The 12589-nt window shown below is 66.6% G+C and carries 17 protein-coding genes; 6 read left to right on the top strand and 11 right to left on the bottom strand.

Features of this window, described 5'->3' with window-relative positions:
- Nucleotides 1-6: 6 nt before the first annotated feature.
- The 5 genes from DB31_RS11315 to DB31_RS11295 are packed head-to-tail and all read right to left on the bottom strand — an operon-like array spanning nt 7 to nt 3352.
- Nucleotides 7-1140, bottom strand: coding sequence for a peptidase MA family metallohydrolase (locus DB31_RS11315; RefSeq protein ID WP_420806680.1), 1134 nt, complete (start codon nt 1138-1140; stop codon nt 7-9).
- Nucleotides 1137-1436 carry a DUF167 domain-containing protein gene (locus tag DB31_RS11310; protein ID WP_083968130.1) on the bottom strand — a complete coding sequence of 100 codons (300 nt, stop codon included), beginning with the start codon at nt 1434-1436 and terminating at the stop codon, nt 1137-1139. Before DB31_RS11310 ends, DB31_RS11315 begins: the two co-directional genes overlap by 4 nt.
- A 3-nt stretch (nt 1437-1439) precedes the next feature.
- Nucleotides 1440-1967: a DivIVA domain-containing protein gene (locus DB31_RS11305; protein WP_044186042.1), complete on the bottom strand. Its 528-nt coding sequence runs from the start codon at nt 1965-1967 to the stop codon at nt 1440-1442.
- Nucleotides 1968-1983: 16 nt separating this feature from the next.
- Complete coding sequence (proC, locus tag DB31_RS11300) at nt 1984-2817, bottom strand: pyrroline-5-carboxylate reductase (RefSeq protein ID WP_044186040.1); 834 nt, start codon at nt 2815-2817, stop codon at nt 1984-1986.
- A 28-nt stretch (nt 2818-2845) separates the two neighbouring features.
- A complete protein-coding gene (locus tag DB31_RS11295; RefSeq protein ID WP_044186039.1) occupies nt 2846-3352 on the bottom strand; it encodes a HEAT repeat domain-containing protein in 507 nt (168 codons plus the stop codon).
- Between the two features lie 159 nt (nt 3353-3511).
- Between DB31_RS11295 and DB31_RS11290 the strand changes: the two genes are divergently transcribed.
- Nucleotides 3512-4006, top strand: a complete 495-nt coding sequence (locus DB31_RS11290; protein WP_044186038.1) for a J domain-containing protein — start codon at nt 3512-3514, stop codon at nt 4004-4006.
- Here the strand turns inward: DB31_RS11290 and DB31_RS11285 are convergent.
- Both DB31_RS11285 and DB31_RS11280 read right to left on the bottom strand, forming a co-directional pair.
- Nucleotides 3976-4956 (bottom strand): stage II sporulation protein M, encoded by a 981-nt coding sequence (locus tag DB31_RS11285; RefSeq protein WP_044186037.1) that lies wholly within the window; start codon nt 4954-4956, stop codon nt 3976-3978. The two genes, DB31_RS11290 and DB31_RS11285, sit on opposite strands and share 31 nt — an antisense overlap.
- A gap of 1 nt (nt 4957) precedes the next feature.
- Nucleotides 4958-5725 (bottom strand): RDD family protein, encoded by a 768-nt coding sequence (locus DB31_RS11280; protein WP_044186036.1) that lies wholly within the window; start codon nt 5723-5725, stop codon nt 4958-4960.
- 262 nt (nt 5726-5987) lie between these two features.
- Here DB31_RS11280 and fruA point away from each other — a divergent pair, with 262 nt between their 5' ends.
- On the top strand, nt 5988-6677 hold the full coding sequence (gene fruA / locus DB31_RS11275; RefSeq protein ID WP_044186035.1) for a response regulator transcription factor FruA: 690 nt from the start codon (nt 5988-5990) through the stop codon (nt 6675-6677).
- Nucleotides 6678-6784: 107 nt separating this feature from the next.
- Nucleotides 6785-7894, top strand: a complete 1110-nt coding sequence (locus tag DB31_RS11270; RefSeq protein WP_044186034.1) for a tetratricopeptide repeat protein — start codon at nt 6785-6787, stop codon at nt 7892-7894.
- Here the strand turns inward: DB31_RS11270 and DB31_RS11265 are convergent.
- The 3 genes from DB31_RS11265 to DB31_RS11260 all read right to left on the bottom strand — a co-directional run bounded on the left by DB31_RS11265 (nt 7884) and on the right by DB31_RS11260 (nt 9236).
- On the bottom strand, nt 7884-8453 hold the full coding sequence (locus DB31_RS11265; protein WP_044186033.1) for an imm11 family protein: 570 nt from the start codon (nt 8451-8453) through the stop codon (nt 7884-7886). The two genes, DB31_RS11270 and DB31_RS11265, sit on opposite strands and share 11 nt — an antisense overlap.
- Before the next feature lie 116 nt (nt 8454-8569).
- The gene (locus DB31_RS48725) at nt 8570-8980 is read right to left on the bottom strand and encodes a hypothetical protein (RefSeq protein ID WP_157231918.1); all 411 of its coding nucleotides are present in this window, start codon (nt 8978-8980) and stop codon (nt 8570-8572) included.
- A gap of 4 nt (nt 8981-8984) precedes the next feature.
- Nucleotides 8985-9236, bottom strand: a complete 252-nt coding sequence (locus DB31_RS11260; RefSeq protein ID WP_044186032.1) for a ribbon-helix-helix protein, CopG family — start codon at nt 9234-9236, stop codon at nt 8985-8987.
- 587 nt (nt 9237-9823) lie between these two features.
- On the opposite strand from DB31_RS11260, the gene DB31_RS11255 reads away from it, so the two are divergent.
- The 3 genes from DB31_RS11255 to DB31_RS11245 all read left to right on the top strand — a co-directional run bounded on the left by DB31_RS11255 (nt 9824) and on the right by DB31_RS11245 (nt 11986).
- Nucleotides 9824-10471, top strand: coding sequence for a TetR/AcrR family transcriptional regulator (locus DB31_RS11255; RefSeq protein WP_044186031.1), 648 nt, complete (start codon nt 9824-9826; stop codon nt 10469-10471).
- 61 nt (nt 10472-10532) lie between these two features.
- A complete protein-coding gene (locus tag DB31_RS11250) occupies nt 10533-11837 on the top strand; it encodes a DmpA family aminopeptidase (protein ID WP_240486632.1) in 1305 nt (434 codons plus the stop codon).
- A 32-nt stretch (nt 11838-11869) separates the two neighbouring features.
- Nucleotides 11870-11986: a hypothetical protein gene (locus DB31_RS11245; RefSeq protein WP_044186029.1), complete on the top strand. Its 117-nt coding sequence runs from the start codon at nt 11870-11872 to the stop codon at nt 11984-11986.
- A gap of 16 nt (nt 11987-12002) precedes the next feature.
- On the opposite strand, the gene DB31_RS11240 is transcribed toward DB31_RS11245, so the two are convergent.
- Nucleotides 12003-12488, bottom strand: coding sequence for a hypothetical protein (locus DB31_RS11240; RefSeq protein ID WP_044186028.1), 486 nt, complete (start codon nt 12486-12488; stop codon nt 12003-12005).
- Between the last annotated feature and the right edge of the window lie 101 nt (nt 12489-12589).

Here is a 12589-nt window from a genome sequence, read left to right as displayed (position 1 = left end):
GGCGCCTCAGTGGAGCGTGGGCTTGGAGGTCCGCGGATCGTGAGGGTTCTCGCCCTCCGCGGCTTCCCGGGGCTCCTCCGGCGGCGGCGGCGGCGGCTCCACCCAATCAGGGAGGGTCTCCGGCGGAGGAGGGAGGCCCTGCTGCGCGGCCTCGGCGGCCAGCACACGGAGCGCGGCGTCCTCGGCGGCCTCCTCGGCGGACATGGCCTCCAGGCGGGCGGCCAGTTGACTGCGGCGGCGGGCATAGGCCACCACGCAGATCGCCGGAGCCAACAGCCACACCAGCTGCATGCTCGTGGTCAGCGGCAGCCACCCGAAGCGCGTGGCCAGCCCCTCGCGCCAGGTCCCCTCTTCCACGGACAGGGACGACCGGAACGCCTTGCCGAAGGCCTGCTCGAACGGCTCGTGCTTCGACACCAGCTCCAGCAACTGCTCCATCGCCTTCGGGCCATGGTGCCCGGCCAGCCACGCCACGAAGTCCGCGCTCTGCGCGTACGCCACCTCCACATCCGAGGGCATGTCCGGCCACTCCACGGAGAGATCCTCGAAGTGGAACACCTTCTCCTGCGTCACCGCCCGGAACAGCGCCGCGTAGTGGGTGACGTTGACGCGCTCGCCCGTCAGGTGCTGCGCCATTCCCTCCTGGAACCAGCGGGGCCAGGTGTCCGAGAACTGCCCCAGCGCCACGTGGGCCAGCTCGTGCCTCAGGGTGACATAGCCCTCCGGCTCGCTCAGGCTGAGCGCGTTCAGCAGGATGATGCTGTGGCTCGGATAGGCGAGCGCCACGGCCCACTTGGGCGGTGCGCCCCCAGGCAGCGCCAGCGCCTCGTACTCCGCCCGGTTCACGCCGACCCGGATCTCCGTGATCCCCTGCCAGTCCTTCCCGAGCACCCGGACGAACGCGTCGCGCACGGACTCAACCTCACCGGCGAGCTTCCGGGCCACGCCCTCGGACTTCTCCGTATAGAGGATACGGAAGCGCGGGGTGCTCACATCGCCCTTCACCAGCGCAGGCCGCGGGGTGGGGACCAGGGCGGGCTCTCCCTGGCCATGTGCGCTCGGAGGCGCCTCCTGGGCCACAGCCCGGGAGGCACCCAGAAACACCGACAGCACCAACAGCCAACGCAGGAGGAAGCTCACGTTCCCCCAGACATAACAGCCTCGACCTGTGGGGCATCAACTCCACGAAGTGCGACCCGCTTGCGACGCGACGCGTCACCCGCGAGCAGCTCCACCTGCCTTCGGGGGATGCCCAGCTGCTTGGCCAGAAACTCCACCAGGGCGGCATTGGCCTCGCCATCCACGGGAGGCGCCGCCAGCTGGATCTTCAGCAGCCCATCATGCTCGCCCACCACGCGCGTGCGAGAGGCGCGCGGCTGGATGAGCAGCGCCAGCTCCACGCCATCCGGCAGGGGCTTGAGCCAGGGCTTCGCCACGGACTACTCGCCGCCGTTGGCCTTCTTCTGCGACAGGAAGGCCACGTTGTCCTCGATGCGGGCGTAGTCCCGGTCCGCGAACGTGGGGCCGCTGAACGTCTCCAGCAGCTTGCGGTGGGCCTCCACCACCGAGCGCACCTGGGACTCGAACTGTGTGCGCTGGCGCTTCAGCTCGTTGATGTCCTCCACCACCTGCACCAGCTTCTGGTGGGCGCCGTGGACGATCTTCTCCGCCTGATGCTCGGCGTCCGCGATGATGATCTCGGCCTCCTTCTTGGAGGCGGCCTTGAGGTCCTCGCTGATCTTCTGGGCGGTGACCATCGTCTCCTGGAGGGTGCGCTCGCGCTCCTGGTACTGCTCGATGCGCAGCTGAGCCCGCTTGAGCTCTTCCTTCAGGGAGATGTTCTCCTTCACCACTTCTTCGAACTCGCCGGCCAGCAGCTCCAGGTAGGCCTCCACCTCGCGGCGGGAGAAGCCGCGGAGGGCGGTGTCGAACCGCTTCTGCCGGATGTCGAGCGGGGTGATCTTCATGACCCCGGAGTATAGGTCAACGCTCGCTCTTCTCCAGGAACTGCTCTCCCAGCTCCTTGGCGCGGCGCGTGGCGGCCTCCACCGCGTTGATCAACGTGGTCCGGAGCCCGCCTGCCTCCAGGGTGTGCAAGCCAGCGATCGCCGTGCCTCCCGGGCTGGTCACCTGGTCCTTGAGCTGGCCCGGGTGGGCGTTCGTCTCGATGAGGAGCTGGGCGCTGCCGAGCACCGTCTGGGCGGCGAGCTTGAGCGCGGTGTAGCGCGGCAATCCCACCTTCACCCCAGCATCCGAGAGCGCCTCGATGACGAGGAAGATATACGCGGGGCCGCTGCCGGACAGGCCGGTGACGGCGTCCAGCAGGTTCTCGTCCACCACGGTGGTCGTGCCCACGGACTGGAAGATGCGGCTGGCCACGGCCAGATCTTCCTGGCTGGCGTGCTCGCCCCGCGCCAGGGCGCAAGCGCCGGCGCCCACCAGCGAGGGGGTGTTCGGCATGGTGCGGATGATGCGCGCTCCCGCTCCCAGCCGGCGCTCCAGCGCGGCGATGGGCACGCCAGCCGCCACGGAGATGATGAGCTTGCGGTGGTCCAGCGCGGGGGCCACCTGGACGACCAGCTTGTCCATGGCCTGCGGCTTCACGGAGAGCACGATGATGTCCGCCTCGCGTGCGGCAGCCAGGTTGTCCGAGGTGGTGCGGACGCCGTAGGCGCGCTGAAGCTCCTCGAGGCGCTCGGGGCGGCGGCCGGTGGCGATGATGTTCTCCGGCTTGGCGGTGCCGGCGCGCAGCAGGCCCTTGAGGATGGCCTCGGCCATGTTGCCGGTGCCGAGGAAGGCGATGGTTTTATCGAGCATTGCGGGGGCTCCTGAGCTCATGTCGGGCCTACTTGGTGCCGCCCCAGCGCGCCGCGACGTTCAGCGCGGCGGACTGGACGGCCAGCGGGAGGCGGGGATCGCGCGAGGCGGTCTCCACGGTGCCGCGGGCGGAGGGGGTGCGCTGGTAGATGAGGCCCTCGAGCGCTTGGACTTTCAGGGCGTCCGGCAGGCGCGTGCTGCGCACCACGCTGGTGAGGATCTCCTCGGCCAGCGGGTGCTGGAAGGCCGCCACGGCGCGCACGGTGGCCTGCTGGATGCGCGGGTTGGGATCCCACAGCATCGCGGACAGCGGGCCCAGGGCGCGGGGATCTCCCAGCAGCGCCAGGTCCTCGATGGCCAGGGTGCGAATCTCCTCGGGGGCGGGCTGGGTGGCCCAGAGGATGCCGCGCAGCAGCGCCGCATCCGCCCCGATGGGTGAGTTCACGGACTCGGAGGAGGCGGGGGCGGCGGCCGTGCCCTGGGCGAGCGCGGTGGGAGCGGCGAGCAGAAAGCCGGCGAGCAGCAGGTGACGCATGGCGTTGCCTCCGGGAGGGCAGGGGCGTTCTACCGGAAAAACGCCGGGTTGGGACGAGCCTCGTGCAATGGGGCGGCAGATTTCTTGACGGGATCTCCGATCGTGGGACTGTGTCGGTGCTACAGGCATGTGACGCCTACAGGAGAGCGAGAAGCAGCCATGAGTTCGGTGGCCGTGAGCTGGCAGACGCTGGAGAACGTCGAGGTGGAGTGCACCCACTGCGGCGTCCGGATGACCTTGCACGAGGGGAGCGGGCGGCGGGTGAAGTACTTCCGCTGCGGCACCTGTCACCGCTGGGTGTCGAGCACCTATACGGACATCTTCCGCACGGATGCCAAGCTGCGCACGCACCCGGTGAAGGACACCACCGCCCTGGATGCGAGCTTCGCGGCGGTGAAGGACCGGCTGGACCGCTGGCTGGCCGCCGTGGAGGAGAAGGATCCGTACCACGTGCTGGGCGTGTCGCCGCTGGACTCTTCGGAGGCCGTGCGCACGCGCTACCGCGAGCTGGCGATGGAGCGGCACCCGGACCGCGGCGGCTCGGTGGAGAAGATGCGCGAGCTGAACGACGCGTACGAGCGCATCCTGCGCCACCGGCAGCGCAAGAAGGAGGAGGCGTTGGCTCAGCGCAAGCTGGTGGCGGCCGCCGAGTAGGTCCTCCCGGCGCGCAGCAGGTAGCTCCAGAAGAGCCCCCCGAGCGCCAGCCCCAGCGCGGCCTTCACCGCGGTGGGGAAGAGGCTGCCCGGGGAGATGAAGCCCTCCACAATGGCGATGCACGCCAGGAAGGGCGCGCACCCGAGCACCAGCTTCACCGCGGACCGTCCGCGCAGCGTCAGTGCCTGGCCTCGCGGCAGCTCTCCTGGATCGATCAGTACCTGGCCGAGGATCAGCCCCGCGCCGCCGGCGATGACGATGATGGACAGCTCCACAGGGCCGTGAGCGGAGATGAAGTCCAGCATCTGAACGGCCATGCCCTCGCGGGCGCACAGCGCGGTGATGGCGCCGATCTGCACGCCGTTGTTGACCAGGGTGAACACCGTGCCCAGGCCGAAGAGGATGCCCGAGGCGAAGGTGAAGATGATGACGGTGAGGTTGTTGGTGGCGATCCCCGAGGCCACCGCGTTGGGCGGCGCCACCGAGAGGATGTCATCCGTCCACATGCGCCCTTGGGCCACGTAGGAGCGCACGCCCTCGGGCACGAGCAGCTCCGCGCCTCTGGGCTCGAGCAGCACCACCAGCGAGCCCAGCAGCAGGCCGAGGATGAAGAAGGCCGCGCTCACGGCGACGAAGCGGCCCTCGGCGCGCAGGGTGGCGGGGAAGTCGCGGCGGTAGAAGTCCTTCACCGCGGTCCATCTGTCCCGCGGGGGCTGGTAGATGACGGCGTAGGCCTGGCCGCAGAGCTGGTTGAGGAAGCGGTGCGCGTCCGTGCCCGGGTAGAACGTCTGCGCGTGCGCGAGATCCGCGGCGGCGCGGCGGTAAAGCGTGTCGAGCGTGCGCAGCTCCTCCAGCCGCAGGGTGCCCGCGCGCTGGCGGGCGAGCAGCCCCTGGAGGGACTCCCAGTCCGGGCGCCGCTTGCCGACGAAGACGGGCAGGGGAGCGGCCACGCTACCGGGCTCCCTGGGCGCGGGCCCGGAGGAAGCCCTCGAGCGACTCCTGGGACGCGGTGACGGTGGCACGCTCCGCCTCGGCCAGGCCGCCGAAGCGCTCCACGAGGCCCAGGCCCAGCCGCCGCCGTGCATCCGGCTCCAGCCACGGGGTGCGCTCGAGGTAGGCGAGGATCAGCTCCACCTCCTCCGAGGCCAGCCGGCCGGGGGCTCCGGAGGCCGCGGCGGTCTCCGGCGAGGCCGGGGCGGGAGCGGTGTACTTGTCCAGGTTGAAGAGCTCCTCGCGCACCAGGAGCGTGCCCGCGAGCAGATCCCCGAGCCGGCGGTGCTGCTTCGTGAAGAGCATGCTGATGCTGCCCGTGGCGTAGAAGGCGGGGAGGAAGTCCACGGCGCGCAGCAGGTTGCGCATGGCGCTCTCGTAGAGGCCCACGGGCGAGCCATCCATGCGCACCACGCGGATGCCCAGCAGCCGCTTGCCCGGCGTCTGTCCGTGGAGGAACACCTCGCTGAGCGTCCAGTACATCCACTGCGTGGCGAAGATGCCCACGGCCAGCAGCGTCTGGACCAGTCCGGACAGGCCCTGGAGCAGGCCGAGCACGTCGGAGACCAGCACCGAGAAGACGAAGTACGCAATCACCCAGAAGAAGAAGAGGATTGTCGCGTCCACGAGCCATGCCAGGCACCGGTAGCCGATTCCGGCCACCGGCAGCGTGAGGGACACTCGCTCGGGTGTGGCGACATCGAGGCTGGGAGAGGAAGCAGAAGCCATTTCACTTTCGAGCATATGCTGGCCGATTCCAGTGTCTGGAAGACAGTAGGAAGTGTCGCCTGGGGAACAGGGCTAACGTCCCAACGTCTGAAACCCCTGGACTCTGGAGCGATGCGTGCCCACTTGACAGTCCGCCCCGGTCCGGTTCGCTCAGAGTGCGAAGTTCGTGGTATTTTCCTTTGCAAGCTGGGCCCGTGCCGATGGCCAGTGAAGTCGTAGTTCAAAAAAACCGCTGTACGCCATGACGAGCTGGGGGGCTAACATGGCACTGAATCAGATCGCTGTACGTGTATCGATGCTCGAGGGTCCGTGGTCTGCCTACAAAGGGCTGGCTGAAGGCCTTCGGTGTGAAGGGCTCCAGGTCATGTCTGTGGCGCGGGATGTGCGCGCGCTGTTGGACAGCTTGGGGACGGATCCTCCACAAGTGGCCGTGCTGGACGTGGATGCGGACGCGGAGACAGCGGAAGGGTGCTCGGTGGCAGATGGCATCAGTCTGCTGAGAGAGGCCCGCAAACGCCGTCTCGAGGTCCGCATGCTGATGCTCTCCACGGTCAGCTCGCCCGAGGTCATCTCCCAGTGCTTCGAGGAAGGAGCCTCGGGCTACCTGTTTCGGGTAGGGCTGGGAGTGGGTGCGGTGGTCAACGCGATCCAAGGGTTGGTGAAAGGGGAGAGGCTGTTCCCCGTTCAGCTCCTGCGGAACGACTTTGAGCAGCCGCCTCCAGTGGCACAGCCCTCAAGTGTGCTGAGCGCGCTCACACAGCGCGAACGCGAGGTGCTGGCCTACGTGGCGGGAGGTGCGGACAACCTGAAGATCTCCGCGCACCTGCAGATCGCCGAGCGGACGGTGAAGTCCCACGTCACGCAGCTCTACCGGAAGCTGGGAGCGGAGAACCGGACCCAGCTCGCGCTGCGCGCCTGCCATCTGGGGGTGCGCCCGCCGCCTGACCTTTGAGGTTGATTCTCCGAGGCGTCTGGAGCCTCCCTGTGTCCAAAGGGGAGGCTCTGGCACGCCATCTGTCGTTATGATCGGCGCCTCCTTCCACGGAAAGGCGTCGTGTCTTGCTCCGCTCACTGCTGATCGTCTGCTGCGTCCTGGGAAGCTTTGGCTGTGCGTCGGGCCCGAAGCCCGTGCCCACCGCTGCCACGGGAGCTACGCGCCCCGCTTCCGCCGAGCAGACCTCGTTCCTTTCTCCCGCCGAGATCATGAAGTGGATGGAGGACTCGAAGGTCTCCTACCGCATTGATCCGAAGGACTCGCCGCCGGGCGGCTGGGCGGAGGAGCTGTGGCCCCAGCGAGTCGAGCCGGTCACCATGCCCCGCGTGGTGGTGGAGAACGGGCAACGCGTGATCCAGGAGTGGGAGGAGGATCCGAAGGCCCAGGAGTTCATCAACCAGGCCGAGACGCACTTCCAGGCGGAGCGGTACGCGGAGGCGGCGAAGCTCTACCAGAAGGCGCTCGACGTCTGCGCGGACTGCTACCTGGCGCGCGCATACCTGGGCGATGCGCTGCTCTTCGGTGGCGATCCGGCGGCGGGACTCGTGCAGTACCGGAAGGCCGCGGAGGCCAACCCGGATGACTATCGGCTCTACTACTTCCAAGGGAGTGCGCTGTGGCGGCTGGGGCGGATGGCGGAGGCCCGGGAGGCGTTCGCGTGGTCACTGGTGCTCAACCCACGCAACCCCATGATCCGCAGGTTCTTCCGGCAGAACCCGGAGGTGGGCATGGCGATTCGGGGCGATGTGCTGGTGCCCCGGGGCTTCGCGCACGAAGAGGGCAAAGAGGTGATCGTCGAGTTTGATCCGGACTACGGCGCGGCGTGGCTCGCCTATGCCAACTGCAAGGGGCTGTGGTTGGGCGAGGCGTCACACCGCGAGGAGATGACGGGCACGGCCGAGCGGCACTTCTCCTCGGTCGAGGAGCTGGAGTGCCTGGCGTCGGCTGCCATGGTGCATGCGTCGCAGCGGGAGAAGGGCGAGGAGGGCGCGATGGACACCTCGCTGGATGGGCTGGTGGCCATCATCGAGGACGGGATGGCCACCGAGCTGGTGCTCTTCGAGATGGCGGCGCGCGTGCACCCTCAGTACGTGCTCACGCTGGGGGACGCGGACCGGCAGCGGCTGAAGAACTACATCCTTCGCTACGTGCTGTTGCCCACGGTCAGCTTGTGACCGCCTCGAAATTTGCCCCTGTGGTGATGAGTGCTTCGAGGGCCTCTTTGATGTCCTGGGATACGATCAGGGCGACCTCCCAGCCCTCGGGGCGGAACACCTTGGCATTCCCTACTTGGGTCGTATCGATGTGCAGATCATCCACGGCGTAGTACTTGCCCACCATGTCAGGGAGTCCGTCCTCGGGCTTCCAGAGCTGCACCTTGGAGGCGCTCTCGTCGATGCAGCGGATCACGCGTGTAGCCACGAGGACCAGGTACTGGTCCGGCTGCCCTTCAACGTCTGCTGGGATGATTTGCACATCTGAGGGTGCCAGCTCTGTGAGCGCGGTGGCTGTTTTGACGTGGACGACCGGAACCATCAACCCCGCTTCGGAGTAGTCGAGAGGCCTGCCCACACGCTCGATGGGAATGCGGAGGTGGCCCTCCAGATGCACAGGAGTTCCCTTCGTGAAATCCCAGCAGTCCACCTTGTGCCCGTATCCATCCAGGGGCGTAGCGAGGTGCCACCGGCGCGGGAAGTAGACATCGTCGACGAGCCGGTAGAAACGTTGCGACATAAGGCCCCTTTAACGCAGGCTGCTTCTGCTGTTCTTCTTCAGTAGAAAGAAAGCAAAGGGGCCAGCCGAACTGCGGCTGGCCCCTTCTCTCATCTGTGGTCGAGGTGTGGTGATTGCTACAGTGCGCGACCGATGAGAATCCCTCCCGCTGCACTGATGATCATCTTCAGGCCGTCGAGCCCCCATTTCTGCTGGTCTGGGGTACCCCACAGCGCCATGTACGTCACCAGTACAAACAAGGCTAGATAGGTCAGGCCCATCGTCGCCATTTTTACGCGACCGTGGAGGCGCTTCTCGCTGGCATCTTTTGCAGCCTCTGCCAATCGATGGCGGCGCTCTTCTTTGCTTTCAGGCTCCACGGCGGTGACAGTATTTGCAGGAAAAATCTCACGCACGTCGATGATTTTGTATTGGTTTTTCGTGCCCGCTACTACGCGTTGGCTCGACAATTCTGTGAGAGCCCCAGGGGACGTCGGATCCACCGAGGGAGAGGGGGGTGAGGGATGTGAAGGAGAAACATCCGCCATAGGACTAAACTCCTATAATCAATGTAAGAGGCTTCCCCTGCTCGTCGAGTAGACCGAGGGATTGGCCCCGTTTTTTGGCGTCGTTTGCGACCTTCAAAAGGCCGATGGCACGGCGGAGGAGCTCACTTTTCGTGATGTGCTCTTCCGCCATGATCTCCTCAAGGGTCTCATTGAGCGCCGGTGAGAGGTCCAGGCTGATACGCACTTTTCCAGAGTTGGGCTTGGCGTTTTCGTTGGACGTAATGTTGGCGTTCATGAGCGTGTTTTCGATTTGGCTTGCGTTTCGATCCAGCGCGCATTTGTGAGCCTGCGCGCATCGCATCTGCGAGCCTGCGTGCGTCTGCGATCCAGCGCGCATTTGCGCGCATCGACTCAGTGTGCGTCTGCGACTCAGTGTGCGTCTGCGACTCAGTGTGCGTCTGCGATTCGGCGTGCTTCTGCGATTCAGCGTGCGTCTGTGATTCGGCGTGCGTCTGTGATTCGGCGTGCGTATCGAAGGCTGGGAGCGTTTTCGAATTTGAGAACGAGTAGATGAACGAACTCGTAAGCGAATCCGAGAGCGTGTGTATTCAGGTGCGAGTCAAAGAACGAAGCGGTTCAGCTAGAGCGTCCGTATTGCTTCAACCCATCTCGAACCTAGGGCATCAGCGTGAATGCGTAAGCTCTACGCAGATATTACCCAGTTTTTGCCAGGGTACAACCTCAGATGCACTTTGCTGAAGATCAGTAAATTCAGGTATTTGGCCGCCATCAACGGATTGGAATGCACTTGGGGTGAAGTTGACAGTGGTTACTTTCGAGACGAGCCAGTGCTACCTTCCTGGGAAACAGGGGGAGCGCCTCGTGGCCGCCCGGAAGAAGACGAGCTCGCAGTCAAAGCCCAGCTACCACCATGGAGATCTGCGCCGCGCCCTCATCGAGGCGTCCCTGGCCCTCATCTCCGAGAAGGGCTTCAGCGCACTCACCCTCCGAGAAGTCGCCCGCCGCGCCGGTGTCACCCACGCCGCTCCCTATCGCCACTTCGCTGACAAGGAGGCCCTGCTCGCCGCCGTCGCCGAAGAGGGCTTCCGCTCCATGGCCTCCGAGATGCGCGAGCGCATGGACACAGAAACCCGTCCCACCGAGCGCTTGCTCGCCTGTGGGGTCGCCTACGTCCTCTTCGCCGTCCGCCACCCCGCGCACTTTCGCGTCATGTTTGGCCCCCACTTCAACAAGCCCTCCGATCATGAGGAGATGAGCAAGGAGGGGACCCACTCCTTCGGCCTGTTGATGCAGAGCATCATTCAGGGCCAGCAAGCGGGCGAGCTGCGCCAAGGCGAGCCGCTCCCCCTCGCCCTCATGGTCTGCTCTCAGGTCCACGGCCTGGCCTCGCTCCTGGTCGACCACCAGCTCGATCGGCCCGGTGAGGACACCCCCGACGCCGAGCAGATCGCCATCTTCCAGACCCGCCTGTTGTTCGAGGGACTGCGCCGCCCCGCTCAGAACGTTTGACCCCGCCTCCGGGTGGACTACGGTCCCCTTCGCTATGTCTCAGCGCCAATTGGAACTGACCATGCCGCGCGTCCGTGCCCGGGAGCTGGGGCTGCCCCTGGGTCGCTTCAAGCCCGGCAAGTACAACGCCATCACCGACGTCGAGGGCGTCCTCGTCGGCCACTGCACACTCATCCGAGGTGAGGGGCCCCTCCGCCCTGGCCACGGCCCCGTCCGCACCGGCGTCACCGCCATCCTCCCCAACAACGGCAACATCTTCATGGAGCGCATGACGGGCGGTGGCTTCGTCCTCAATGGCGCTGGCGAAGTCTCGGGCATGACGCAGCTCATGGAGTGGGGCCTCGTCGAGACCCCCCTCATGCTCACCAACACCATGGCCGTGGGGGCCGTCTCCGACGGCGTCGCCCGCTACCTGGTGGACCGCTACCCCGGCATCGGCGACGAGCACGACGTCATCATCCCCATCGTCGGCGAGTGCGATGACAGCTGGCTCAACGACGTGGCCGGCCGCCACGTGCGCGATCAGCACGTCCTCGAGGCCATCCAGAACGCCAAGTCCGGCCCCGTCGCCGAGGGCAACGTCGGCGGCGGCACCGGCATGGTCACCTGCGACTTCAAGGGCGGCATCGGCACCTCCTCGCGCAAGCTCCCCGAGGCCCTCGGTGGCTACACCCTGGGGGTGCTCGTCATGTCCAACTTCGGCAAGATGCACAACCTGCGCGTGGGCGGCCTGCCCGTGGGCGAGGTGCTCGCCGAGAAGTTCAAGGACGTGCGCAAGCGCGGCCAGTCCTACGGCTCCATCATCGCCGTGGTCGCCACCGACGCCCCCCTGCTCAGCCACCAGATCAGCCGCCTCTGCAAGCGCGTCTCGCTGGGCATCGGCCGGGTGGGCAGCTACGCGGCCCATGGCTCCGGGGAGATCATCGTCGGCTTCTCCACCGCCAACATCATCCCCCGCCGCACCCAGAAGATGGTCTACAAGCTGAAGATCCTCCTGGACCAGCGCCTGGACCCCCTCTACGAGGCCGTCATGGAGGCCACCGAGGAGGCCATCCTCAACGCCATGTGCATGGCCGAGCCCATGAAGGGCGTGAACGACAACTACTGCCCGGCCCTCCCGCTGGACGAGGTCCGCCGCTTCGTGGACGCCTGCCGCCCCATCTTCGCCGCGGTGAAGAAGCGCCCCCAGCAGAGCAGCGCCCCCGCCTCCAAGGAGAAGCCCCTGGACGCCGACAAGGAGGGCGAAGTCCGTCTGGCCGAGGCCCTGCCGACCGCCGTCCGGGGCGCCGAAGGCATCCCTTACCCCACTCGGCCCGCCCCGGATGAAGCGAAGGGTTCCTCTCCCGGGGGGTCTTCTGATACGTAACGCCCCCTTTTCATCACCCAGGAGTCACTTGAATGGCCCGCAGCAAGAGCAAGCACCGTCGCGTGCAGATGAAGAACCGTCAGGCGTGGAGGAAGCGGATGAAGAAGAAGAAGGTGGCCGCCAAGGAAGCCGCCGCCAAGAAGAAGTAGTCCCTCCCGCGCTGCTTCACGGCTGCCCTTGCTGGGTGGCCGTGTAGCCGCGGAAGATCGAGCAGCGGCGAGTCCCCTGGGCCGAGCCCCGAGCATAGGTGCCCGTGAACGACCCGGAGATGGACCCCGTGCCCCCGTCCAGAGGCCCCGGTGTGTAGCGCCCGCTCAGGCTGAACTGGGTGCTGCCTCCGTCCAGCCCGGACTGCGCCCCCAGCAGGTTGAAGTCATTGCCCTGGAACAGGGTGCCCTCCATCGGAACCCCGTCCATCGTGGCCGCGAGCCCCGAGCCCGAGCGTTGGATGTCCAACGGCCCCTGCGGCAGCCCCACTCCCAGGGAGGTGCAGTCGGCCGGAAGGGTCCCCGCCTCGAACTCCAGCGGATAGCGGCCCTCCATGGGGGCGCATGTCGTACATGGCGCGCCATTGTCGCCACACCCCGCGGCCACGGCCGTGGCGGTCATCCCCGCGGCGGCGGCGATCCGCCAGAAGCGTCCAGAAGTCATTGCTCGTCTCCTCTTCAGTCTGTGTCGGGACTTCCCCGAGATAGGGGGCAGTCCTACGTTGGAATTGGCGCGTGGGGGCCTTGGGCCCAAGGGTGGTGGGG

It is taken from the genome of Hyalangium minutum, assembly GCF_000737315.1.
Classification (GTDB): domain Bacteria; phylum Myxococcota; class Myxococcia; order Myxococcales; family Myxococcaceae; genus Hyalangium; species Hyalangium minutum.
This window is presented reverse-complemented; position numbering and strand designations above follow the sequence as displayed.